At 41.2% G+C, this 23,365-nt stretch carries 25 protein-coding genes and 1 pseudogene; 19 read left to right on the forward strand and 7 right to left on the reverse strand.

Going from position 1 to position 23,365, the window contains the following annotated elements; all coding sequences use genetic code 11:
• The first annotated feature begins 3 nt into the window (after positions 1-3).
• Entirely contained in the window at positions 4-1,098 is a 1,095-nt protein-coding gene (proW, locus tag AC3CH4_RS05625; RefSeq protein WP_065205516.1) for a glycine betaine/L-proline ABC transporter permease ProW, read from the forward strand.
• On the forward strand, positions 1,091-2,098 hold the full coding sequence (proX, locus tag AC3CH4_RS05630; protein WP_065205515.1) for a glycine betaine/L-proline ABC transporter substrate-binding protein ProX: 1,008 nt from the start codon (positions 1,091-1,093) through the stop codon (positions 2,096-2,098). Before proW ends, proX begins: the two co-directional genes overlap by 8 nt.
• A gap of 204 nt (positions 2,099-2,302) precedes the next feature.
• Here the strand turns inward: proX and AC3CH4_RS05635 are convergent, their stop codons facing one another.
• Complete coding sequence (locus tag AC3CH4_RS05635) at positions 2,303-2,677, reverse strand: YybH family protein (RefSeq protein WP_065205514.1); 375 nt, start codon at positions 2,675-2,677, stop codon at positions 2,303-2,305.
• A 141-nt stretch (positions 2,678-2,818) separates the two neighbouring features.
• Here AC3CH4_RS05635 and AC3CH4_RS05640 point away from each other — a divergent pair, with 141 nt between their 5' ends.
• The 4 genes from AC3CH4_RS05640 (at position 2,819) to AC3CH4_RS05655 (ending at position 7,293) form a co-directional block, all read left to right on the forward strand.
• Complete coding sequence (locus AC3CH4_RS05640; protein ID WP_065205513.1) at positions 2,819-3,685, forward strand: LysR family transcriptional regulator; 867 nt, start codon at positions 2,819-2,821, stop codon at positions 3,683-3,685.
• A 207-nt stretch (positions 3,686-3,892) separates the two neighbouring features.
• Positions 3,893-5,140 (forward strand): paraquat-inducible protein A, encoded by a 1,248-nt coding sequence (locus AC3CH4_RS05645; RefSeq protein WP_155758787.1) that lies wholly within the window; start codon positions 3,893-3,895, stop codon positions 5,138-5,140.
• 24 nt (positions 5,141-5,164) lie between these two features.
• A complete protein-coding gene (gene pqiB / locus AC3CH4_RS05650; protein WP_065205511.1) occupies positions 5,165-6,790 on the forward strand; it encodes an intermembrane transport protein PqiB in 1,626 nt (541 codons plus the stop codon).
• The gene (locus AC3CH4_RS05655; RefSeq protein ID WP_065205510.1) at positions 6,790-7,293 is read left to right on the forward strand and encodes a PqiC family protein; all 504 of its coding nucleotides are present in this window, start codon (positions 6,790-6,792) and stop codon (positions 7,291-7,293) included. Before pqiB ends, AC3CH4_RS05655 begins: the two co-directional genes overlap by 1 nt.
• A gap of 121 nt (positions 7,294-7,414) precedes the next feature.
• Here AC3CH4_RS05655 and AC3CH4_RS05660 read toward each other — a convergent pair whose 3' ends face one another.
• From AC3CH4_RS05660 to AC3CH4_RS05670, 3 genes are all read right to left on the reverse strand, one after another.
• On the reverse strand, positions 7,415-7,834 hold the full coding sequence (locus tag AC3CH4_RS05660; RefSeq protein WP_065205509.1) for a BLUF domain-containing protein: 420 nt from the start codon (positions 7,832-7,834) through the stop codon (positions 7,415-7,417).
• A 265-nt stretch (positions 7,835-8,099) separates the two neighbouring features.
• A complete protein-coding gene (locus AC3CH4_RS05665; protein ID WP_146457366.1) occupies positions 8,100-8,840 on the reverse strand; it encodes a lipoprotein in 741 nt (246 codons plus the stop codon).
• A gap of 272 nt (positions 8,841-9,112) precedes the next feature.
• On the reverse strand, positions 9,113-9,304 hold the full coding sequence (locus AC3CH4_RS05670) for a hypothetical protein (protein WP_237290660.1): 192 nt from the start codon (positions 9,302-9,304) through the stop codon (positions 9,113-9,115).
• A gap of 527 nt (positions 9,305-9,831) precedes the next feature.
• Here AC3CH4_RS05670 and AC3CH4_RS05675 point away from each other — a divergent pair.
• From AC3CH4_RS05675 to AC3CH4_RS05720, 10 genes are all read left to right on the forward strand, one after another.
• Positions 9,832-10,257, forward strand: a complete 426-nt coding sequence (locus AC3CH4_RS05675) for a hypothetical protein (protein WP_146457368.1) — start codon at positions 9,832-9,834, stop codon at positions 10,255-10,257.
• Between the two features lie 236 nt (positions 10,258-10,493).
• Positions 10,494-11,306: a hypothetical protein gene (locus AC3CH4_RS05680; protein ID WP_146457370.1), complete on the forward strand. Its 813-nt coding sequence runs from the start codon at positions 10,494-10,496 to the stop codon at positions 11,304-11,306.
• A gap of 123 nt (positions 11,307-11,429) precedes the next feature.
• Positions 11,430-11,681: a TIGR03643 family protein gene (locus AC3CH4_RS05685; RefSeq protein ID WP_146457372.1), complete on the forward strand. Its 252-nt coding sequence runs from the start codon at positions 11,430-11,432 to the stop codon at positions 11,679-11,681.
• Between the two features lie 58 nt (positions 11,682-11,739).
• Positions 11,740-12,135: a DUF3465 domain-containing protein gene (locus tag AC3CH4_RS05690; protein ID WP_171327494.1), complete on the forward strand. Its 396-nt coding sequence runs from the start codon at positions 11,740-11,742 to the stop codon at positions 12,133-12,135.
• Positions 12,136-12,185: 50 nt separating this feature from the next.
• Positions 12,186-12,722, forward strand: coding sequence for a GNAT family N-acetyltransferase (locus AC3CH4_RS05695; protein ID WP_488543428.1), 537 nt, complete (start codon positions 12,186-12,188; stop codon positions 12,720-12,722).
• Positions 12,723-12,736: 14 nt separating this feature from the next.
• A complete protein-coding gene (locus AC3CH4_RS05700) occupies positions 12,737-13,498 on the forward strand; it encodes a nucleotidyltransferase domain-containing protein (protein WP_171327539.1) in 762 nt (253 codons plus the stop codon).
• Between the two features lie 145 nt (positions 13,499-13,643).
• Positions 13,644-13,991 (forward strand): RDD family protein, encoded by a 348-nt coding sequence (locus AC3CH4_RS05705; protein ID WP_488543429.1) that lies wholly within the window; start codon positions 13,644-13,646, stop codon positions 13,989-13,991.
• A gap of 170 nt (positions 13,992-14,161) precedes the next feature.
• Positions 14,162-14,554 carry an NUDIX hydrolase gene (locus tag AC3CH4_RS05710; protein ID WP_488527073.1) on the forward strand — a complete coding sequence of 131 codons (393 nt, stop codon included), beginning with the start codon at positions 14,162-14,164 and terminating at the stop codon, positions 14,552-14,554.
• Positions 14,555-14,941: 387 nt separating this feature from the next.
• Positions 14,942-15,151 carry a MerR family transcriptional regulator gene (locus AC3CH4_RS05715; RefSeq protein WP_488543430.1) on the forward strand — a complete coding sequence of 70 codons (210 nt, stop codon included), beginning with the start codon at positions 14,942-14,944 and terminating at the stop codon, positions 15,149-15,151.
• Entirely contained in the window at positions 15,152-16,414 is a 1,263-nt protein-coding gene (locus AC3CH4_RS05720; protein ID WP_102413546.1) for a site-specific integrase, read from the forward strand. It begins immediately after the preceding gene.
• 96 nt (positions 16,415-16,510) lie between these two features.
• Here AC3CH4_RS05720 and AC3CH4_RS05725 read toward each other — a convergent pair whose 3' ends face one another.
• On the reverse strand, positions 16,511-17,470 hold the full coding sequence (locus tag AC3CH4_RS05725) for a nuclease-related domain-containing protein (protein ID WP_065608035.1): 960 nt from the start codon (positions 17,468-17,470) through the stop codon (positions 16,511-16,513).
• Between the two features lie 427 nt (positions 17,471-17,897).
• Positions 17,898-18,872: pseudogene (locus AC3CH4_RS05730) on the reverse strand (integron integrase).
• Positions 18,873-19,177: 305 nt separating this feature from the next.
• Between AC3CH4_RS05730 and AC3CH4_RS05735 the strand changes: the two are divergent.
• A complete protein-coding gene (locus AC3CH4_RS05735; RefSeq protein ID WP_488543431.1) occupies positions 19,178-19,942 on the forward strand; it encodes a hypothetical protein in 765 nt (254 codons plus the stop codon).
• Positions 19,943-19,970: 28 nt separating this feature from the next.
• Here AC3CH4_RS05735 and AC3CH4_RS05740 read toward each other — a convergent pair whose 3' ends face one another.
• Positions 19,971-20,927: an IS110 family RNA-guided transposase gene (locus AC3CH4_RS05740; protein WP_488543432.1), complete on the reverse strand. Its 957-nt coding sequence runs from the start codon at positions 20,925-20,927 to the stop codon at positions 19,971-19,973.
• Between the two features lie 1,077 nt (positions 20,928-22,004).
• On the opposite strand from AC3CH4_RS05740, the gene AC3CH4_RS05745 reads away from it, so the two are divergent.
• Positions 22,005-22,502 (forward strand): PH domain-containing protein, encoded by a 498-nt coding sequence (locus tag AC3CH4_RS05745; protein WP_248374598.1) that lies wholly within the window; start codon positions 22,005-22,007, stop codon positions 22,500-22,502.
• Between the two features lie 246 nt (positions 22,503-22,748).
• A complete protein-coding gene (locus AC3CH4_RS05750; RefSeq protein ID WP_488543433.1) occupies positions 22,749-23,315 on the forward strand; it encodes a hypothetical protein in 567 nt (188 codons plus the stop codon).
• Positions 23,316-23,365 lie beyond the last annotated feature (50 nt).

The raw sequence follows: 23,365 nt of genomic DNA on the forward strand, positions 1-23,365 counted from the left end.
ATCATGTCGTCTGAACAAACAAATAATGACCCATGGTCACAGTCTGCTCCTGCCGCTCAGCCATCAAGTGATCCTTGGGGTCAAGCCGCTGACTCTTCACCATCGGCAGATTGGCTAAGCAGTGAAACCGTAGAAACCATTCCTTTTGATCCTCTTAATCCTTTTGCAGAAGCCGTGCTACCTGTTGATACTTGGGTTGAGTCTGGATTGAATTGGCTAGTTGAACACGGACGACCATTGTTTCAAGCAATTCGTGTACCTATCGATTTCATTCTAAGTTCATTTGAAACGGCATTGGTGTCTACGCCAGCCCCATTTATGCTCATCATTTTGTTCTTGGTGGCATGGCAGTTTTCAAACCTGAAACTGGGTGTTGCTACGGCAGTATCTCTTACTATGATTGGTTTGATCGGCGCTTGGTCTGAAGCGATGACCACGCTTTCACTGGTGATGACATCTGTATTCTTCTGCCTGTTGATCGGTTTACCCATGGGGATATGGCTCGCCCGAAGTAACACGGCGGCTAAATTCGTTCGCCCAATTCTGGACGCTATGCAAACAACGCCAGCCTTCGTTTACTTAGTACCCATCGTAATGTTGTTTGGTATCGGTAACGTTCCGGGTGTGGTGGTGACCATTATATTCGCACTGCCACCGGTGGTACGTTTAACGATCCTAGGTATTCAGCAAGTACCGGAAGATTTGATCGAAGCGGGTCATTCATTCGGTGCAAGCAAAAAGCAGATGCTTTACCGAATTCAACTGCCACTTGCATTACCAACCATTATGGCGGGCGTGAACCAAACACTGATGTTGTCGCTATCTATGGTGGTTATCGCATCAATGATCGCGGTAGGTGGTTTAGGTCAAATGGTACTGAGAGGTATCGGCCGTCTAGATATGGGACTGGCCGCTGTTGGTGGTCTCGGCATCGTTATTCTAGCAATCCTGCTTGACCGCATTACCCAAGTTCTCGGGGTAAATGCAGGTAATACAAAATTACGCTGGTACCACATGGGCCCTGTTTCTCTTGTGCTCAATGCGATAAATCGCGGTAACAAATCAGAACTACAATTAAGGAAAAACACCAATGAATAATTCATGGAAGAGCAAACTTGCAGTTAGCATTGTTTCTACGTTAGCAGTATCAACGAACGTGTGGGCAGCAAGCTTACCGGGTGAAGGTGTATCAGTTCAGCCAGTTCAATCGTCTGTAGCGGAAGAAACATTCCAAACGTTGATTGTTAACCGCGCTCTTGAAGAGCTTGGTTACGATGTGAAATCAACACAAGAAGTGGACTACAACGTAGCTTACACCTCTATCGCAAAAGGTGACGCGACGTTTCTAACAGTAGGCTGGTTCCCACTACACGCTGATAAATACAAAATGGCGGGTGGCGATGAAAAATTCTACCGTGAAGGCCAATATGTAAGTGGTGCCGCTCAAGGTTACCTAATCGATAAGAAAACGGCTGAAAAATACAACATCACTAACATTGGTCAACTGACGGATCCGAAAATCGCGAAGCTGTTTGATGCTGACGGTGATGGCAAAGCAGACCTTACAGGCTGTAACCCAGGTTGGGGTTGTGAGATGGTGATTGAACATCAACTTTCAGCGTTCAAACTGGACGATACGGTAACTCACAACCAAGGTAACTACGCTGCAATCATTGCAGATACGATTTCTCGTTACCAAAAGGGTGAATCAATTCTTTACTACACGTGGACACCTTACTGGGTAAGTGGCGTATTGGTGCCTAACGAAGATGTAGTTTGGTTAGAAGTACCTTTCTCAGCACTTCCTGGCGAGCGTTCGAATGTTGACACGACGTTATCTAACGGTAAAAACTACGGCTTCGAAATGAACTCAATGCGCATTATTGCGAACAAAGAGTTTGCTAAGAACAACCCATCAGCAGCGAAGCTTTTCGAGATCATCAAACTTAACATCAATGATGTAAGTGCTCAGAACATGATGATGAGTAAAGGAAAAAACAGCTCTGCAGATATCGAAGCGCACGTAAACGGTTGGATTAAAGCGAACCAAAGCACGTTCGATGGTTGGATTACAGAAGCAAAGAAAGCAGCACTGTAACTTTGACTTGTATTTGCTCTGTCTTACCAGACATTTTGATTTGAAATGATGAGCGTGTTGAGTGATTGTGTAGAGTCACTGAATCACCTTCAAATTAAGTGAAAATGGCGACAGAGTGAACATTAAAAAGCCAGCAGTCCATTTGGATTGCTGGCTTTTTGTTTTCTGTTTCTATTTTTGAGCTTCTAGCTTTTAATTACAGCTCTAGCGTTCGCCTTGAACTTCAAAATCATCGCTGACTAAACGAGCGCAACCATCCGCTTCTAGTGCCCAGTGCTCACGATGTACAACACCAAACGCTTTGTTCATTGTCCAGCTAGCGGTAAGAATGTAGCCGCCTTCTGGGTGATCTTCCCACTTAACATCGGTGTAATCAACGTCTTTGAAGCCTTGGTCGATGATGTTTTGCCAAAACGCTTGTATTGCTTCACGTCCTTCAAAAGTACCAAATGGACGCGCTTCCATTACACAGCTTTCAGTATATTGATCTGCACAGCCTTTCGCATCTTGGCTGTTGAAAGCTTTTTGCCACGCGTTAATGCCTTGTTTACATGCTTCTAAAATTTGGTTGTCTAACATTGTCTTTCTCCATAACAGTCTTGTTTCGAACACTGTCTTTTTGATTTGCTATCTCGATAAGTTGAATTGAGTTTAGTCTTGGAAATTGATTTGAAAAACAGAGATAATAGAAAATACTGTTTGTAAAAAGAGAACAATAAGATGAGTAAGCTAAAGCAGATGTCGATTTTCGCTCATATCGTAGAGCAGGGTTCAGTCTCGGCTGCGGCTGAAAAGCTTGAGCTGTCTAAATCTGTCGTCAGTCAGCACCTCAAAATCTTAGAACAAGAGCTAGGCGCTTCTCTTCTTAAGCGCACAACACGAAGACAAACCCTAACCAGTATGGGTGAGCGTTTTTATTTGAGTTGCAAAGACATTAACGTGATCGCTGAATCGGCTTGGGATATGGCAAAAGCTGAGCTAGAAGAGCCACAAGGTCGGATTCGTATTACGGCGTCAAATGCTCTGATGGACTTGCTCGTCGTACCCGTCATTGCAGATCTGATGAAGCAATATCCGAAGCTAAAACCAGAACTGATAAGCGATGATCAGCATTTAGACTTCATGGAACACGATATTGATCTCGCAGTACGAGTGGGCAGTTCTCGTGACAGTAACCTCAAACAGAAACGCTTGGGTGAATTTAAAGACGTGTTATGTGGAGTTGAAAGCATGCGATCTCGTGAACTAGACGCTATTCCCTACATTGCAAATTCCTGGCAGGGAAAACAGGTGACTCATCACTTTAGTTCGCAAAATGAACAAGACTTTATTTACCAACAGCCAGCCAGCTGCATTACGAACTCCTTTCACAGTTGTCTCGCCTTGATCAAATCTGGCGTTGGTATCGGGGCTATTCCAGACTTTTACCTTCATCAGCTATCCGGTGAGGTGGTCGACATGATGCCAGCATTCCAACTACCGACCAACACGGTTTATGCGCTAAACCCATTCGCTTCAAATACGCCTATCGCTATCAAGCTGTGTATTCAAGCGTTGGAAGATAAGCTTAAGCAGAGCTTCTTTTAGTTGATGTGAGGCTTTTAGCAAAAGAACCCGTCAACTAAGGCAACTAAGGTGAGATGGTCAATCGGCAATTTCATCTTCTATCTCCCCACCTCTCATTTCTACCTTATTGTGTTCGTTTAATTGTGTGGATATTGGCGAAAAATCAAACCCTTACTTATAGTTAGTCTTAGTGTCTAGTTGCTTATCAAACGCTAAGGGGTTTAGTTATTGTCTGATCTTTGTACCAAATCATGCATCGAGTGTGGGTTAGTCAGCCAGTTCCGTGAATTAGCTTCGGGAAGTGAGGCATCGTGCCCTCGCTGTAAACATACTTTATGCAGTATTGGAGCTAGCAAAGGGCAGGGTGTGATGGCTTACGCATCGGCCAGTTTGATAACGCTGGTGATGAGCTTGATCTTCCCCTATATGTCTTTTAGCGTGCAAGGTATCAGTCAACAAATAACCCTGTATCAAGCCGTCGAAATGATGAATCGACTCGATAACACTTCGATTGCCGCGCTATTGTTTCTCGCTGTTATTTTCCTTCCTGCTTATTTTCTTATTAGTGTGTTCTGGTTTTATGCATTAACAGAAAGGAAATCAAAGCGCTCAAACGCGCCAAGCCGTTTAGCTATCTTTGTATTAAAAACATTGAGCTGGGTTAAACCATGGTTGATGGTCGATGTATTTTTGATTGGTGTGCTTGTCAGTTTGATTAAAATTTCTGCTCTTGCCGATGTCTCGATGGGCATCTCTTTTTGGGCATTTGGCATCTACGCCATGTTAGTGGTTAAGACGATGTCATTAGTCGATTTTGATTGGATTTGGGATCAGTTAATACCACTAAAACCGTTGAATGGAACCGTCACTGGTAGCCTTTTTCAAAAACATGATCATTTGGTCTGCCATGTCTGTGGGCAAGTCCATCTCTATGATGAAAATCTGACTCAATGTTCTCGTTGTCATGTTCATCTGCATCGATTTAATCCAACCAAAAACCTTCAGATAGTGTGGGCTCTATTATTCACATCTATCATTTTCTATATCCCGGCAAACCTATACCCAATGATGTATACGTCTGCGTTCGGGGCGAGTGAAGGCTCAACCATCATAGAGGGGGTGATCATATTGTGGGATATGGGCTCATACCCTGTAGCTATGGTTATTCTTCTTGCAAGTGTGTGTATCCCAATGGCCAAAATGGTCGCCCTGGCTTATTTGTATTGGAACGCTAAAAGGGTTGAAGGGCTTCCACCGCATGAGGCAAATCGTTTCCTCAAAATATATCGTATCACTGAGTTCATTGGCCGTTGGTCGATGATAGATATTTTCGTTGTCGCTATTTTGGTTGCCTTGGTTCAACTCGACGGGATCATGGCCATTTACCCTGGCCCAGCTGCGTTGTCTTTCGCGTCGGTCGTCATCTTCACTATGTTGTCAGCGATGATTTTCGATTCTCGAATTATATGGAAGTAATCTCCCCTAAGAGGTGTGGGACATATGGATAAACAAAACGTTTCAGATGCGGAAGTATCGATAAAGAATGAGATTTCACCTGTTTGGATAGTGCCGATTATCGCAGTGTTGGTTGGGTGTTGGATGTTGTTTCAGTACTTCAATAACCGTGGCCCGGAGATAACCCTGATCTTACCTGATGCCTCGGGCATTGAAGCGGGAAAAACAGCGATTAAGTCTAAAAATGTCCATGTCGGAACCATCACCGATGTGGCGCTAAGTGAAAACTATGAATACATCATAGCGAAAGCTCAGATAGATAAAAAAGCCTCTCGCATGATCAATACGGAAACTCAATTCTGGGTGGTTGAGCCCCATATTGGTACCGATGGTATTAGCGGGTTAGAAACCATTTTGTCGGGTTCGTATATCGAATTAAAGCCGGGTAAATCGAGTGAGTCTAAATTGAAGTTCGATGTGCTAGAAACGCCTCCGGTCGCAGGGCCAGATACCAAAGGAATACGGGTGGTTGTTTCACACAACAAGGCGAATCAACTCAATGTTGGCGAGCCTGTGTTGCACCATGGTTTTGTTGTAGGTCGTGTTGAAAAAACGAGTTTCGATTATCAAAAGAAAGAGGGCAAATACCAACTGTTTATATTTGCGCCTTATGATGGGCTGATTTTCGAAAAGACTCAGTTCTGGTTATCTTCTGGAATTGATGTGAGGTTTGGTGCGAATGGCTTAGACGTTAACTTCGCATCGATAGAGAGCATATTGACTGGCGGTGTGAGTTTTGATGTCGCGGAGAGCATTAAACCGGGGCTACAAATCAAAGAAAACTTGCACGAGTACACGCTTTACGACAACTACGATGCGGTAGTACAAGGCAAATACACCACTTCAATTGACTACGTGTTGCTGTTCGAAGAATCGGTTCGAGGTCTAAAGAAAGGTGCACCTGTCGAATATCGTGGTGTCCGGATAGGTACGGTGGATACGGTGCCGCTTCAGATTCGTATGGATAAAGATGGCAAAGTATCGAATCGTATTCCAATCCTAATTAAACTAGAAATAGAGCGTGTTTCCGAAGTGTTTAAAGGATTGAACGAGGATAGCTTTGCCAAACGAGTCGATCTTCAAATGGGAGATGGGCTCAGAGCGACTTTGAAGACGGGTAACTTGCTCACGGGCGCATTGTTTGTCGATATTAACTTCTATGAAGACGAAGACCCTTACGAGCCGAGAGAGTTTGATGGTTATCCTGTATTCCCCGTTGTGCCAGGTGGCTTCACCGAGACTCAGAAGCAGATAACTGATTTCCTAACCAAGATTAATGAGCTTCCGTTGGATGCGACTATTGCTAACTTAAATGGCTCACTTGCCTCTTTAGACACTACCTTAAAGAGTATGGATGAATTACTGGACAGCGAAGGCGCAAAAGCGTTGCCTCAAGATCTGAGCGAAACCATGAAGCAACTTGAGGCGACATTAGAAAGTTACGATGATGACTCCGACGCTTACAAGCAATTGATCAGTGCATCTGAAGAGTTAGAACATGTGTTAAAAGAGCTTCGCCCACTGATTAAAGTGCTGAATGACAAACCGAATGCGTTAGTGTTCGGTAGCGAAGTAGAAGAAGACCCGATTCCAGTTAAGGGAGTGGAATAATGAGAAAGCTATTTATATCACTGGTTGTGTCATTCGGGCTTTTGGGGTGCGCTGCGCCTACTGATGGTACTAACGCGTACCTCTTGCCTGAAAGTGCATTGGATAAGCCCATCTTTAAGGTCAAAACTAGTGTTGATTTGCCGGATTACCTCGACACGATAGGAATAGCTTATCGCAAGTCTGAAAATGAATTGGTATCTGCGCGTAAACACGTTTGGGCTGAGAACCTTGAAGGGTTGCTTGAAGAGCGGGTAAACAGTTCTAATGCTGCTGGCGCGGAAGATAAAGAATTAACACTCACTTTTGAACAGTTTAATGGTTCTTATACCGGAAACGCAGAAGTGAAAGGAACGTGGGTATTGAGCGACCAAGATACAGTACTTGCGCGTGCCGACTTCGAATCCAAAGTACCCTTGAAAGAAGCAGGTTATGAAGCACTTGTTGAAGCCCTAGGTGAGGGGTTAGATGAGGTTTTGTCTGAGATTCAGTCTAAGCTTCCTTAATGGACCATGTTTGTTTGAGGTGCGTAAGAAGAACATGAACCTTACCAGCTACTCCGCATTGATTTATAGCGGGTCCCGTAAAATATGGGCTTGATTATTAGTAAGCCCATATTAAGAGGGATCACTCAGAAGGCAGATTCTGTTTCAGTTCTAACAACATTTGATACGCACTTTCCCCAGACATTTCATATGGATTAAATTGATCAGAGGTTGAAAACTGTAAATTCAATAATGCGGTCAAACTAGATTGTGGAATGTCACCCATAGACCAATCACCAAACTGTCGGCTATCAATTTCTTTGTAATAAAGAATCGTCACGTTGCTGTGGCGTGGGTCATTGAGAATGTGATTATAGGTATTATTGACCGCATCTCTTGAACCTTCAATACACTGAAGAAAGTACTTTTGATTATGGCTCAGGAGCCCCGTTAGATGGCTTTGCTTATTGTGGTCACGGGAAATATCCAAAATATCGTCCAAAGCTTTAGAATCGCAACTTTCACAAAGCGTGCTGACATAAATCAACCGAGTTAGGAACATAAACACCACTTCAATTTTTGTTTAAAGGTTACCTACAAATATAAGCCAAGTTGATGGAATTGCGAATCCGACGACAAAACAGAGCGTTCTAATGATTGACTAGTCAGTAATTATGAAAATCTAATTGGCATGTTACTGCGGAATTTTATGAGCAAGGAGCATTATAACAATACTCCTTGTTCACTTTTCACGATATTTAGACTGTATTTATTGTAATAGATACACTTATTGCGAAGGGGGATTTATTGCGATGGATAGACTAACGTTAATAGTGGTCAGGGAATGTCGGACTAAAAACAGGGTGGAGCGCTCTTAGCTCATCTTGGCTAAGGTAGCCACGTTGAGTCTTGATGACTTCTCCATTTTCTCGGTATACAGCCATTGCGCTTGAGTAGGTGCCTGTTTCTAACCAAGAGATCTTGAATTCAGCACAATAAGCGTCGATACAATTTCGTGGGTTTTGAGTAGCCCAACTGCCAAATCCAGTCTTCCAACCTAATAGTGTAGAGCCTTCACTTACGATTTTATCGTCATCTATATAATGAAAACTTGATGAAGAGTGTTCAATTTCGATTTCGGTATTTCCAATTAAATCACTGTAAAATACGTAAGTAGGCCATAAGTCAGCGTTGTTATGAGAAAGAGTGAAGGTCACTTTAGCTGAACCTTCCAATAATTGTGTTTCACGCTCTATAGTAAATGTGATTCTTTCTTGTATGTCCGCAAGGTTGCAGGTCCAAAGTTGACACGCATTGTACATCTCGTCGTAACTTGTTCCCCAGCGTTGGGCAGCTTCAACTATTAACGCGTCTCTAGATGGATTTAAGTCGGTATCTTCATCAGGATTGGTTTGATCGCCCGCAGAGCCATCGCCGCCTTCAGGTGGTAATATGGGTTTCTCAGGGTTATGAGGTGTTGAACCATCAATCGAATTAGAATCATTTGAGCTGTTGCATCCGGTCAGTAACGCCGCAATTAAAGTGGCAAATAAAGCTGTTCTTTTCATTTTGAAACTACTCTCTACTTTAGAAAAAAGTATCCTAACTATGTGACAAGCATTATCTTTCAATGATGGCTTATCGATAACTTTCCGTTGATAGAGGTATAGTATTTGCGATGTTTACAATTGGCTAACTAGTGGTTTGAATATGAATAATAAGTAGCGCTTATCACGAGAAGGCGGAAGCAGGTGAAGTGCAGAGTCATTCTTTTAGCTCCAATCAATAAACGGTGAGCTATATTATCTAAGCCCACCATCTAAGTAATTGAATCTAATATTTAGTTCTTCACTACCGAGATCGATTCAACGTTTGAAGACGCATCAAAACGAACATTGACCAATACACTCTCTCGTTCGAAAGTCACATCATCAAAGTCAGTAGCCGCGATCTTGAATCCATTTCTTGCGAATAAACTCGTCACTGTTGTTCGTTGTTTCTGTTCCATAGCGCATGTCAGTAGTTCATTCATCGTGATCTCCATTAGGTAACCGTGTGCATAATGTAAGCGTACAGTCTCTTTATTATGAGATCAATTGCTTAATCAACAAGCTATGTTGATATGTTCAATTGAATGATTTTGGTATTCAAAAAATCAATGATCAAGAGGGAGGGTGGTTGTTCTGATTATGGAAGATGGAGCGTTATGTGACCGTGGTTCAGCATTCCTAGAGCGCGAGATTCATTGCAAAAATCTCTTTGAAATAAGTAGTTACAAAGCAGGGTGAACCATGCCTGCCGTTTAGTATGTTCGGTCGATTATCGGAATCACTATCGGCCTATATCTAACTTAACTAAAGTACACCGATTTATGATGAGTAGATTCCTTAATAAACCTTCTTTTTATTGAAATTTAACATGTAAGACGATGTTGTTATAAGTGTTATTAATTGCATAAGCTTGATTTTAATATTAGTTTGATTTATAAAATAAGTGCTCGTTCATTAACTTCATGATTATATTAGTTTTTACTAACCTTTAATAACATGGAGAAAGGCGATGACAAAGAATCAAACACGCAACAGGTTAGCGAATTTAGTGCGACTTCGTAGGTCATACAAAGCATCAGATTTTCTGGTGAGCTCTAACGAACTCCGAGTTAAGAAAGATGTGTATAGCTTACGTAAAATCAAACAGTTAGAAATTCGTCAATTGGGTCTTAAAGAAAACGCAATCAATATCGTTTCGTTGGCTTTAGTCCTCTCGGCTGCGACTTGGGCATTTGTTCCTCAGTTCGGTTTACCGATGCTCGCGCTGACCTTTATCTTGGCGTTTGTTACATGGCGAAGATATGAGTTGCGTGCAGAGTTTAAAGGAGCCGATGAAACTGGCGACCATTGGGTTTCCGTGGCGCGCGGTTGTACTCGAGAAGAGTTCAAAGTGTTGAAAAACGTTGAATTGGCTTTGCGCGATCAGGTGTCTTAATACTTTAGGTTTCTTTGTATTTGGGCCCTGTTAATGCCAGGGTCTTATAACCGTTAAGCCCCCATAATCAATAAGGCTCGTCATTGTATGGCGAGCTTTTTGTTTTCTGAAAAACATCGATAGAGCCGGTTACTTTGAGAGACCAGCGCTTATATGTGTAATAGTTATCTATATGAATCTTAAGTTACGGCATTTATGATGCTTTTTGTGGTTTTGAATATAGGGAGAGGGTGGAAATGAATACACGAGTCAGTGAGGGTTCTTTTAGAAGGCTTATCCAGTTAGTTGGTTGTGTTTTGATTATAGTGTTGAGCAATAGTCGACTCTCCAATGCTCAAAGCATCGAGTTTCCTACTTGTGCACAGAGCGAGGTTTTGAATACAGAAATACACCTTTATGTTGATGAATCGGTGTTAGCCGAATATTCCAAAGCATTTATAGCCTCTAAGATAGCGACATGGGAAAGCTATTCGAATCTGGTATTGAAGAACTCCTGCATCCCTATGACGAGAAAAGTTACCAAGGTGACTTATACGCCAGAAATCGACAGCCTTTGGTTTCAAGATTTGGGCGCAGCAGAGAGGTTATTAAAACTCTCGATGGATGAGCCGATTCCAGAAACAACAGAAGACGGCGTCCCCATTTTTACTGGGATAGTATTTTCTAATTATAATTTTAGCTTTGAGTCTGATTATTGTGGTATGTCATCTTCAGTATCCTACTTTTTTTCTTTAGCGGTAAACTGCCCTGATTACTTAATGGAGCATGAAATTGGCCATTTAAGTGGTGCTAATCATGACTATAAAACGTTATTGAAAGATTTTGATAGTATCGAAAGTTACATTTCTGGAACGTATCCAAGAGCGCCTCAATATTCCTTCGGCGCAATTTGTGCTGACAGAGGGAGTGTGATGTCTTATGAGAGAGATGTTATACCTGCTTATTCCAGCCCGGACATCAGAGTGGATGGCATAAAGTGCGGGGATAGCAAATACCACAACAATGCGAGAGTGCTTAGAGAATTCGCACAAGCTTATTTAACCCCATGATTGCCTCGCTGCTAGCCTGTTGTTTTATCGAACTTTATAAGTCGTGGAGTTCAAAGTGGTCACCCTGTGATCTTTAAATCTAAGACGAGCGTATTTCTCCCAGTTTATAAAGGAAGAGTATGCATGATGTTATCTAAAGAGAATGAATCAAGAATTATTGAAATGGCGTGGGAAGACCGAACGCCATTTGAGGCAATAGAGCACCAATTTGGTTTGAATGAATCGCAAGTGATTCGTTTTATGCGTAGCCATCTCAAGCTTGGCAGTTTTAAGCTGTGGCGCTCACGTGTTTCTGGGCGCTCGACCAAGCATGTAAAACTGCGCAGTTCGGACGTTTCGAGAGGTTATTGTCCAGCTCAATATAAGCATCGTTAAAAGATGGGATGCCCAGTCAGTATCCCAAATCAACATACAGATATGGGAAATGAAAGGAATGAAACAATTTTGCGCTCTACTTTTGGTGCTGCTTAGCTTCGGTATCAGTCATGTTCAAGCGAATGATACGCGACTTAAGCAAGCTTACGAAAATCACCAAAGCGACGTTCAGGTACGAGGCTTGGGTACGGTGTATCGAGTACTTCCTGATGATAATAAAGGATCTCGACATCAGAAATTCATTTTGCGACTAGATAGCGGACAAACCTTGTTAGTCGCTCATAATATTGACTTAGCGCCTCGTGTTCAGGGGCTGGCAAAAGGCGATCGAGTTGAATTTTATGGTGAATATGAATGGAACAAGAAAGGTGGCGTCATGCACTGGACACACAAAGACCCTCGTAATCATCACATTCATGGTTGGTTAAAGCATAACGGGAAAGTATACGAGTAAACACCTCCGCGACTTTTCCCTTCAAGGCTATAAGATAAAAAGGAACTTTGATGTTTAAGCTGGAAACTGACAGATTGATTCTTCGAGATATGAGTCTCGAAGACGAGTGTGCGTTTGTTGCGATGTCTCAAGACGTAAAGTATCAGCGTTTCTATGATGAAAGTGATTGTGAACCTAACAAATATCGAGAGTTAACCCAGTTGTTTGTTGCACAGGCTTTGGAAGTTCCGCGCCGATTTTTTCAATTAGTGGTTGAAAGCAAAGACTCGGGGAAGTTTATTGGAACCGTTTGTTTGCGCCTTGAGGGCGAACGACAAGCTTCGATGGGCTGTGCTTTCTCAAGGGAAATTCAGGGAAAAGGGCTTTCTATAGAAGCTTCTGAAGCCCTCGCTGATTTTGGTTTCTCAGAGTTAGGCATACACCGTATTTACGCGGAAACCATCAGCAGAAACTTGGCTGCGATTAAATTGTGTCAGGTGCTCGGAATGAGGCAAGAAGTGTGTTTTAAAGATCATCGATTCTTCAAAGGTCAATGGTGGGATACAGTTGTGTTGGCGGTTCTACGTTCTGATTGGAAAAAGGCTTAGTGATGGAAAGTGGCATACAGAAGCTAGATAGAGGGCTCGATAAAGACGGGTTCATTCAAAATCTTTATTCGCCAAAGAACATTGCGCCTGAATTTCAAGAAGTGGTGTCAGCAGTCGTTGATTCGCTGCTAAGAGAACTTCCAGGTCAAGTTGATGGTATCTACTTGTATGGAAGCGTGCCTAGAGGAACAGCCATTGTTGGTCGCTCTGATTTGGATGTTTCTATAGTACTCGCTACGCCTGTTGGTCAGAGAGAAAAGGAAGTATTTAATCTACTTTCCGACACCATACTCCAAACCTATCCTCAAGTGATTAAGCTTGATATTGATCCAGGGTCTCTCTCAGAGGTTCTGCAGCCCAACGAAGAATTCCATTGGCAGTTTTGGCTCAAGCATTGTTGCTGTTGTATTTGGGGAAATGATTTATCTATAAAATTTTCTCGATATAAGCCCAATAATGAAATAGCCCAAGCTCTTAATGGCGATCTATCAACTTTTCTTAAGCAAATGATCCCGAGTTTTAAAACAATGGCTGATACGGATGTCGCCAAGGTGATTGGCAAGAAGCTAGTTCGAGCGGCGTATTACTTTGTGGCTGAGAAAGACGGCAGTTGGTACACCAATCTGAGCCAGTGCGCTGCAGTCGCCAAGCGCTATTACCCCAATCAAAGCGACGATATTGAGCTAGCTTATCAATACGCTCTAGGAAATTTGATATCTAAAACAGAAGCTTTTGAATTGTATGAAAGGCTGAGCAAAGAGCTGATTCGAGAGTAAGTGAATCGGCGAGTCAATGGATGAATGAAGGGGATATGCATACCGAATCACATTTGTTTTATAAATCGTTACGAGTTTAATGTTTAAAAAACTGATGTGTTGTAGTTTCTCTCTTTCGTTATCGATAAGTGCGTGAGGAACAAGAATGTACGCCAATAAGTATTCAAATTTTTGGAGACGCTTCTTTGCTATCTGGATAGATTCAATCGTATTTTTGCCATTGGAATGGATAGACGATTACGTGCTTTCTGGCGTGATTAGTTCAGGTGGTGTTTTTGCTTGGGGAATTGTGAATTCACTAATAGGGATCACTTACTACGTTGGTATGCATGCCAAATATGGACAAACGATTGGTAAGATGGTCACGAGAGTAAAAGTGGTCGATGTATCTGAAAGTCGAAACCTAACCCTCAAACAGTCTTGTATGAGAGATATTGTCCCAATCATGCTTATACACAACTGTCGTTCTACGGCCAAACCTGGGAAAGCTTAGAGCAAGGCCGAGCCTTTATTTTTGTTGGTTACGCAATGATTGGCTGGGTTCTTTTAGAGTTCATCTCTATGTTGTTTAATCACAAACGCAGAGCGATTCACGACTTCATTGCGGGCTCTGTTGTCGTAAAGAAAGTCTAAATATATAAACTATGGCCTAAGGAACCCCCGATGGATGTATATGAGTGTGTCTCTTTTATCTTGCTGAACGAATCACAAGTATTGCTAGAAAAGCGTAGTGAGTCTAAGGAGACCGATCCCGGCTTAATCACTCTACCTGGCGGTCATATTGAACACGGTGAAAACCAAGTTCAGACACTATTTCGTGAGCTCGATGAAGAGCTTAATGTTGTTCCGATTGATTACCAATACTTGTGTTCGCTTTACCATCCTACGAAGGAACTTCAGTTGATTCATTATTTTATCGTGAGTGACTGGGAAGGAGATATCACCGCTCAAGAGGCTGATGATGTTAAGTGGTATTCACTAGGTTCAGCTCCTGTTGGTATAGCAGCCGATGGTATTGCTTTGAAAGAAGTAGAGCGCGTGGGTAGGTATCTTTAGTTTGGATTCGATAACATGTTTACGACGTTTTTGAGGGCTCAAAAACGGTGAAACCCCGATGTTGGTAGTGATCTTAGCTGTATGATATTGATTTATATGAATTTCATGTATTTAGAGCTGGTGGTTAAGCTCTAATTGGCCTAAAAAACGGTTAAAAAGGCCAATGAAATAGTCAAATAAAATCAATGGATTAGCAACTTGGTACTACTGTATTAGTCCACCCTAAAGTGGGCTTGAAATCGATTCGTTGAATTGTTTTACGCTTCGGGAATCCTTTTCGTTAATTGCTGCGCAAATAGAATGTCACTGAAAAAATCGTGCATAGTTTTTCTACCAGTAGATGAAAAATCTAAATTTTCATGTAGTGAGAAAGGTAAGGAGAACGACATGGCGACGCGTAAAATCAGACCTAGACAATTTATTGATGAGTTTTACCCTGATTCAGGGATATGCAATACCACCATCATAAACTGGATTAAACACGGCAAGCTTGAGGGTACTAGAACGCCAACGGGCCGATATTTAGTCTGTGTTGACGACGAGATAGTGAACCCTGCAGACAGGGTGAGTGAACTTCTAAGATTCTTGGAGTCATAAATGGTTGGTAGAGCTAGAAGCAAAGAAACGGCTCATTACCCTCCATTCTTGGTGAAAATGAGCCATAGGGGTCAATCTCGATTTCGGTTTACGACCGTAGATGGTGTGAAGAAGCTATTTCCTATCGGGACTGTAGAGCAAGAAGCGATACAAGCTGCGCATGTTTACAACTTGCAATATCGTCCTGAGCTAGGAAGCGCGTTTTCCCTTTCTGAGATGACCCCATTTCGCAAAGCTGTCTCTAAAGGCCGAAAGGACAAATTTAATCGGCCTTTAAAAGAGTGGCTTCCATTAGTGTTGTCTCGAGTGAAGAAAGAAGAACGGCTTTCCAAAGACGTTTATCGAAATTTGGAGAGGGACTGTTACCGCCTTGATGAGTTCATGGGGCGGTTGCCAACCAAATCGATCAAGTTACAGCACATCAATGAGTTCCTTTCGAAATACTATTCAGAGTTAAGTAATCGTCAGCTCAACAATAAGATCAGTAACCTTAAAAAGGTATTTTCCTACCTTGCCGATGAAAGCGCTATTGAGAGTAATTTTGTTCTCAATAAAAAACAGCGTCGATTGACCAGAGAAGATTACACAAAAGCTCGCCACGACCTAGATATCGAAAACTACCAAAAGGTCTACGATGCAGCACCACTGTTTCTTAAGGTTGCAATGAGCCTAACTCTTGAGACGACTCATGCTGTGAGGGAGATCTATAGGCTTCGTTATCGTATATACAAACCACGGGAAGGTGTTTGTGGGATTCTTTGGAACCCTGACAAAGAGGTGGAGTATGTGGATGGGCATGCAGTGTATGGAATGCTTTATGTTCACCGAGAGAAGGTGAAAAAGTCCGATGCTTCCACTGTCGCTATTCCCGTTACTCAGACGATCAAAGACATTGTAGACCTTTCTAAAACATCGAGATTGATTTGTCCTTATATCGTTCACCGTAAACCCAAACAGCAGCAACGTGGTATTTCAAAAGAGACGGACCATCTGTACCAAGTACATCATCACAATATAAGTAAAGAGTTTAGTAAGGTTCGAGATTCTTTAGGGCTTTATAGTCACCTAAAGAAATCGTTAAGGCCGACCTATCATGAAATTAGAGGGCTGGCTGCTCGAATGATTGAACAGCAAGGGCAGAGCGCTACCGAGCGAATGGCGCATGCGAACGCTAAAACGACAAAAATCTATACAGGCACAAGTGACATTGTTTGGCACCAAGTACCACCTGTTGAGGTTATGCCGAAAAGTGGCCAGAAATGATTTTTGTCAGGTGTTTAGTTTTGGAAGAATTCGGAATCCGAATTTGAGTCCGCATCGTTCTAAATTGCGTTGTAATTCGGATTCCGAATAATTGGGTTATGGAAATACGACTTGAGTTCCTTCACCACAAGAGCATGCAATTGAGTACGTGTTCTTTTTCTTGCTGACTTTAGCTGAATTAGATTGGCAAGAATGGCAACTAATACGCATTGCAGTATTCACCTTACATTGTGGGCAGTAGACGTAATACCCATACTTTCCATACCTCGGCTCGGTCTGCGGGCTTTGACACTTCTTACAATTAAAACCATGCCTTATTTGTGGAACTTTAGCTTCTTCAACTGTTTCTTGAGCTGGAACCAAGTCTACCTTTTCAGTTTTGCTCAATTCTTCGATATGTACTTTGGGAGCCGGAGAAGACGTAGGCACATGTTGTTCGTTTAGAAAGTGAACTAGGCGGTACAGTTCATCACGATTAAACGTAGGATTCGGATTTAGTATTGAACCTACGCGGTGCTTTTTGATGAGACTCTTAGCGCAGCTACCAATAGATTCAGCTTTAATGAGCTTCTTCGATATATCTTTAGGGATAGACGTTCGATCGATTAGAGCGTCATTGGACGCGGCACAGAGTTGATCCCAACAGCGACCACCAAAGTACCCTTGTAAAAATGCAATCCGGTCTAGTAACGACTTAGCGTTGTCATTTAAAAGTGCTTTCAATAGTTTGGTTTGTAACTTAGCTTGCTCGATAGGCGAGGGCATTCCTGTCCACTTCCCTCTTACTGTTCGGCTCCATTCGAGTTGATTGTTGACCTTAACCTCACCACGAATCGATTTTGACTCAATAATGATAAATCCTTTGTTATAAAGGACTAAGTGATCGATCTGAGCAGTTTCATTTTTAAACTGTATGCGTAAGTCATTGATAATGAAGACGTCACTTGCATCTCCAAACTCTCTGCGTAAGTAAAACGCGACATCTTGCTCTACTTTTGCGCCAGCTTTCTGTTGAATACTGTTGTTGATTTTTGAATCTCTATCCTTAGTAATCATTCTTTATTCCTGCTTTTTTATAAAAGCAGTTTACCATGCAGTCTTGTTCATATTGATGGTGTGTATGTTTTTGAGACATATGTTCTTTTTCGAACACTGTTATTGATGAAAATTGTGAAATATCTCTTTTCGAAAGCTCGAAGTAGAGAGTAGGAAACCTGCAAGCCGCTGTTTAATAATGTGTTTGTTAGGCATCCCGTTATTGTGCGTGTTAGGGCGTTGTGAGCGCCATGAAAGTTGTAAATAGGCAATGGTGGCGTAACAATAAGAGGTGATACGAAGGCATTGCTGCAGAGAAAAACACACACATAAATTGTTAGTGAGCTTTTGGAGTGACTAGAGGCCTCAGCCCTAAGAGCAGGTGATAGTGCCTTGTTTCGTGAATATGAAGTCAGTTCAGAATTCGGAATCCGAATTTCATTTATCGTTAATTCACGAATATTCTTGATAGTGGGCTAACAACGCCATTGGCGCCTCTATCAATGATGTGAGTATAGATTTGCGTTGCCTTCAAATCGGTGTGCCCAAGTTGTTCTTGAACGGTTCTGATATCCGCTCCGCTTTGAAGAAGGTGCGTAGCGAATGAGTGCCTTAAAGTATGACACGAGATGTTTTTCTCAATGTTGGCTTTTTGGCCTGCTACCTTAATGTGTTTTTGAAGCGCTGTTGGGTGAATATGGTGTCTACGTAGCTCGCCTGTTTGTAAATCTGGCGACAAACGACTAGAGGGAAAGAGGAATTGCCAATTTAGGCTCCTTTCTGCGCTCGGGTATTTTCTAGCGAGTGCTTCAGGTATGTATACACCAGAGAAAACTGTGTCATTCATGTCTTGATGATAGTAACTCGCGGATCTCTGTTGCTGTTGTTTGATAGCGGGGAAAAGCTCTGGTGCTATTGTCACTATACGGTTTTTACCTCCTTTCCCTTGCCATACACGTACAGATTTATATGCATAATCGATATCTTGTATACGTAGGCGTAGACACTCCATCAAACGCAACCCTGACCCATACATTAATTGATAAGGTAATTTGTAGTTAGGTTAACAGTGATTGAATAGCCTTCCAATCTCTTCTGGAGTCATGACTGTTGGCAATTTTCTTGATTTATCTGAGCGCCGAAACTGCATATCAAGCTCTATGGGTTCTTGAATAATTTCTTTGTATAAAAAGACTAATGCATTGAGAGCTAGACTTTGCGTTTTCCTCGCTGACTTTTTGTTAACAACCAGGTGCGTTAGGAAATCTTCTACATGCCTGGAAGTTAAGCTCTTTGGGTGCTTTTTATCATGATAAAGAATGTATTGGTGAATCCAATAAATGTACGCCTCCGTTGTACGAAGGGCATAGTGCCGTCCAAGCATATATTCTTGTATATACGATAGAAATGGTGATTTTTTCATTAAACTTTAACTGGTTATGCATACATAAGTTTCAGTTTGGCACATCAATTCATGCTATATAGAAAAATTCTGTATTTTGGGATGTAGGCAGAGAGCTGTAGTGCTTAAGTTACTGTTAGTTTTCATAAAAACGGGGTATCGTTTACGTCATTAAGATACTAGACAGAATAATTCTGTATTTAAGTGCAGAATTTTTCTGTCTAATATAGCTGTTAGAGCTATTAAGACTATATAAACGCAAACAATCTGTTATAATTTCGAATTTATATATCAAATTTTATTTATAAAATTATAAGGAAATACCTTTGTTAGGAACTATATTAAATATAATTAATATCAATAAAGAAACACCTGATGCGGTTGGCTACCATCTTTTTGGACCGATAGTTTACAACCCACCAAAAGAGCTTTTGGAAAAGTTAAATAACGAAGATAGAAAACTTCTGACTAATATAAAAACATCGTATATCACTGTGGATAATTTCTCAACTAACGCACAAAAAAATATTCGTATTTTATATTCAGGGGATCTTGAATTAAAACCAGAGGTAGAATCCCAGAATCGAGATATAACTGTAAATTGTAACATTAATAAAAATACAAAAGAAATTACAATAGAAGAAATTCTACCTGAAGACAGTATAGTTGTTTCTATTCACAACCCTAGTGAAGACTTTGAATTAAATAATATTTTAATTGGTGACAAAATGATCACCACTACAATGCAAAGGTTAGCAAGTGCAAAAAGACGACCATCAATGCTTTGGGTATATTTATTAATGGCAATATCACTTGGGGTAACTGCATATTCATTTGTTTCAACAAATAATGTGCTAAATGAAAGAAATAAAATAGATGCACATATGGAAAAATTCTATGATCAACTAGGCTATGGTTCTTGTAAACCGTCGATTTTTTATAACCCAGTAGGTAAGGAAAAAGAGCTGGAAAGAGCTTACAATAAGCTAAGTGTAGCAGATCAAAAAAACACTTGGAAACTCAATGATGTTCAATCTTATGAGCAATTAAAATTTAAAGACGAAATATTCTTTTGTGAGTTTATAAAATAGCTCTAACAAACGACTATGGCGTCAATGATTAATTTTTGGCTGTGTTTTCATCCCACATGGCGCCATCTCTCAGCATAGAGTTAAGGGTCACAACCATCTTTCGAACACACGCGATTATTGCGACTTTCTTAGGCTTTCCTGCAGCTACAAGTCGAGCATAAGTTGCTTTGAATACGGGGTTACATTGCATGGCTGACATCATTGCCATATATAACACTGTGCGTACTTGCGCTCGACCGCCTTGGATCACGCGCTTACCTTTGTAGCGCCCACTTTCGCGTGTTATTGGAGCGACACCAATCAGTGATGCCGCTTGTTTATTTGTGATGTAGCCAAGTTCAGGTACGTTGCTAATGATTGATGCTGCGGCAATGTTTCCTATTCCTGGAACGCTCTGCAATATTGTGTTTTTAGCCTGGTATTCAGGGCTATCTTCAATGAGTTTAACGAGCTTTTCTTCTAACTTGGTGATTTGATTTTTTATCGTGGTTAGCACCGGTTTGATAGTCGGATGGAGAGAAGCGGGAAGTATCTGGATTCGGTTCTTTTCCATTGTTTGCATGGATAACAACTGGTTTCGGCGAGTGACTAAGTCACTCATTAGGCGAATGTTTTTTGGCTTTATGACAGTAAGAACTGGTTTGATTGCTTCTCCATAGTGAGCGATCAACTCTGCATCTAAACGATCATTTTTGGCTCTGCGGCCAATAGCTCCAGCGAATCGTTTTATGTGGACAGGGTTTGCTCTGACAATAGGTAATTTAGCCTCTGCACATGCAAGAACAAAAGGCATTTCTAATCGGCCTGTTGCTTCAATAACTATACGTTCAGGATTATGACTTTTAATCGTTTTGAGTGCTTTCTTGATGCCTTTATCATTGTTCTCTACTGAGAAAAATAGATCTAGTGGCCTGATGTGGATGTCTAATTGTGTTTTTCCGGTATCAACTCCAACGTTGATGCTTTGATTGATTTTGGTATTCATAATAAGCTAACTCATGCTTGCGTAATGCGGGTTCGAGACCCAGTCGACTATTCGAGGTTTATGCTTGAAGTCCTATGTAGCGTTCATGTTTGTTATCGGTCTCTCGATAGAGGAGCCAGCGTTTAAACGAACTGCTACATAGAAAGCTTTAGTTGCAGCTAAAGCCTGGGTCTCACATTACCCGATTGGAGTGCTTATTATCCATACAAAACGTTTGAGACAGATTCCCAACGCTTGGCACTTTCAGTGTTAATTATTGGGTTTTGTGTTTATGGTGGTATGGTTAAGGTTCAGTGGTAGCGTTGCTCACTACTTAACATGGCGTTATGTGCTTTCATCTATGATGAGTTAGTCGTGCGTTAAGTCACAACGCTTCATATGGTCGATTTAATCTGCTTTTGTCTTACTCTAGATGTGGTAAAATCCCATTAATTTAACGGTTTAGGAACAGTACTTACAGCTAACATTGATGTTGAGGCTTCGCTTGGATTAGAACTCTCGTTGACAGCTCCCGAGGTAACAACGGTGCAAGTAGAGAAGAACGAAACAGGCAATAATAAGGGCAACTTTATGAAAAACGTGAAAGGTGGAATCGTGGCGTTACTGGAGCAGCGGGTAGCAGATTCTAATCCGAGCGAGTAGCTGGCAGAAAGTGCAAACTGTAGGTCCCTAGAAGTGCGTCGCGGGGGTTCAACTCCCCCATGCTCCACCATCTTATCTATTCGTGGTTCCTTGCCACGCACATAACAAGAGCATTTAAGGTTGATTCTGGGATCTATACATCTAAGACTGGACTTCGTTTTTACAGCATTCTGATATATTTTGGTTATTAGTGTCGCTCACGCTTTTTATGTATTCTAATTGGAAAATCGTTTGTTAAACCAGGAGTGAAGAGTCGCAACTGTTTTGACTCGACGGCTTTGGTATTTGATTGATTATGTCATAACATGATGTTATGACTCTGCGCACATAGTTTGTTGTGAATCCCAAATTGTTTGTAAGAATTAGCTTACTGATTGTATGTGTGCATGCTTACTTATAGCCTAATGCTTTAGTGCTAAAATGAACGGAGTCAGCATGGCAAATATAAGTAAATTCTTGAACCAACAATTAAGGGCCGATGAAAGTGTCAGCTTCATTGCCTCTATATCTAAAAAACCTTTGTTAGCATATTTTATACTAACAGTAGCGCTTTGCTATTTGGTTAGTTTAATAGGCAACTTTGGCTACATACTTATGGCATTTATAGTGCTGGCGATGTTGTTTCAATGTGTCATATATGTTGTCTATTCTATTTCTTCAGAGTTTGTGGTCACAAGCCAAAGGGTTATCGGTAAAACAGGACTAATATCGAGAAACACCTTTGAAATACCGCTAGAGCAAGGCGAAGGCTTGCTTGTAAGACAATCACTATTTGGAAGGATTTTTGGCTATGGGAGTATAGCTTCTTCAGGTACTGGAACAACAACGGTAGCAATGCTTTATTTAGAAGATCCTTTTTCGGTTCGTAAGCAAATATTAGATGCAAAATCTCTAGTTTTAGATATCACAAGCTCCAAAGAAGTGGCTCAATAGAGCAAAGGCATAATAAACCGCTTCAATACGTGTGCCATTTTCGCTTCGCTACAATTTGGCACACATATACTCACCTATAAATCTGGCGTGATGCTTTTTAGGATAGGATTATAGAATGAACGAAGTTTTACACCTAATAACAATCGACTTATTAGTTTTTCTGATTATGTTACATTGGTAGCAGAGGAAGGGTATCAATTACCCAACAATTGGCTAGGCGGCCGATGTCCAGTTTGTAAAAGAAGAATGAATGTTAGAAGTGGGCATAAAAAAGATGATGGCCACTTTTATCACATTGATAGTGATTTTTGCCCAACCAAAGATCCTTATGCAATACGATACATATCAAAAACACCAACTCAAGCAGACCCTGTTGCTGAAGCTAGAAATAAAAAGTTCGCCAGTGAAAACATAGACAAAATCTGGGGGCGGTTAAATGAAATAGTTCCTTTCCTTGATTTTAAAGAGTTTATTCTAATACTCGATCAAGCTAAAAAACTTAGAGTGTACGCGTATGCGAATCTAGAGCCAAACTTATTACCCTACATTTATGCAACTTTGATTAATTTTCTTCCTAGTAAAAGTAAAGATAAGAACAGAAGACTTAAATTTTGTTTTTTCTTTGAGTCAGCGATTCAGCAATTTGATGAATTATGGATAGATAGAGGTGAAAATAGTCAGTTCACGAGAATTTCATATAAAGGTGGAGACACTAAAAAAGTGACGATCTTCGAGATGGAAAAAGATTATTTAAGTAAAGAATATTACCCATTGTCCGAAGGTAGAAAGAAATGGGCATCAGGTAAACTCTAGGATTAACACTCTGTTTAAGAGTGATTCGCAACACTAGATATTTTTTACTA

The sequence above is a fragment of the Vibrio sp. QJM3NY_26 genome (genome assembly GCF_057786005.1).

Coding starts and splice junctions, on each gene's coding strand:
- proW (WP_065205516.1), top strand. CDS start 4: ATGTCGTCTGAACAAACAAATAATGACCCATGGTCACAGTCTGCTCCT.
- proX (WP_065205515.1), top strand. CDS start 1,091: ATGAATAATTCATGGAAGAGCAAACTTGCAGTTAGCATTGTTTCTACG.
- AC3CH4_RS05635 (WP_065205514.1), bottom strand. CDS start 2,677: ATGTTAGACAACCAAATTTTAGAAGCATGTAAACAAGGCATTAACGCG.
- AC3CH4_RS05640 (WP_065205513.1), top strand. CDS start 2,819: ATGAGTAAGCTAAAGCAGATGTCGATTTTCGCTCATATCGTAGAGCAG.
- pqiB (WP_065205511.1), top strand. CDS start 5,165: ATGGATAAACAAAACGTTTCAGATGCGGAAGTATCGATAAAGAATGAG.
- AC3CH4_RS05655 (WP_065205510.1), top strand. CDS start 6,790: ATGAGAAAGCTATTTATATCACTGGTTGTGTCATTCGGGCTTTTGGGG.
- AC3CH4_RS05660 (WP_065205509.1), bottom strand. CDS start 7,834: ATGTTCCTAACTCGGTTGATTTATGTCAGCACGCTTTGTGAAAGTTGC.
- AC3CH4_RS05665 (WP_146457366.1), bottom strand. CDS start 8,840: ATGAAAAGAACAGCTTTATTTGCCACTTTAATTGCGGCGTTACTGACC.
- AC3CH4_RS05670 (WP_237290660.1), bottom strand. CDS start 9,304: ATGAATGAACTACTGACATGCGCTATGGAACAGAAACAACGAACAACA.
- AC3CH4_RS05675 (WP_146457368.1), top strand. CDS start 9,832: ATGACAAAGAATCAAACACGCAACAGGTTAGCGAATTTAGTGCGACTT.
- AC3CH4_RS05680 (WP_146457370.1), top strand. CDS start 10,494: ATGAATACACGAGTCAGTGAGGGTTCTTTTAGAAGGCTTATCCAGTTA.
- AC3CH4_RS05685 (WP_146457372.1), top strand. CDS start 11,430: ATGATGTTATCTAAAGAGAATGAATCAAGAATTATTGAAATGGCGTGG.
- AC3CH4_RS05690 (WP_171327494.1), top strand. CDS start 11,740: ATGAAACAATTTTGCGCTCTACTTTTGGTGCTGCTTAGCTTCGGTATC.
- AC3CH4_RS05695 (WP_488543428.1), top strand. CDS start 12,186: ATGTTTAAGCTGGAAACTGACAGATTGATTCTTCGAGATATGAGTCTC.
- AC3CH4_RS05705 (WP_488543429.1), top strand. CDS start 13,644: ATGTACGCCAATAAGTATTCAAATTTTTGGAGACGCTTCTTTGCTATC.
- AC3CH4_RS05710 (WP_488527073.1), top strand. CDS start 14,162: ATGGATGTATATGAGTGTGTCTCTTTTATCTTGCTGAACGAATCACAA.
- AC3CH4_RS05715 (WP_488543430.1), top strand. CDS start 14,942: ATGGCGACGCGTAAAATCAGACCTAGACAATTTATTGATGAGTTTTAC.
- AC3CH4_RS05720 (WP_102413546.1), top strand. CDS start 15,152: ATGGTTGGTAGAGCTAGAAGCAAAGAAACGGCTCATTACCCTCCATTC.
- AC3CH4_RS05725 (WP_065608035.1), bottom strand. CDS start 17,470: ATGATTACTAAGGATAGAGATTCAAAAATCAACAACAGTATTCAACAG.
- AC3CH4_RS05740 (WP_488543432.1), bottom strand. CDS start 20,927: ATGAATACCAAAATCAATCAAAGCATCAACGTTGGAGTTGATACCGGA.
- AC3CH4_RS05745 (WP_248374598.1), top strand. CDS start 22,005: ATGGCAAATATAAGTAAATTCTTGAACCAACAATTAAGGGCCGATGAA.
- AC3CH4_RS05750 (WP_488543433.1), top strand. CDS start 22,749: ATGAATGTTAGAAGTGGGCATAAAAAAGATGATGGCCACTTTTATCAC.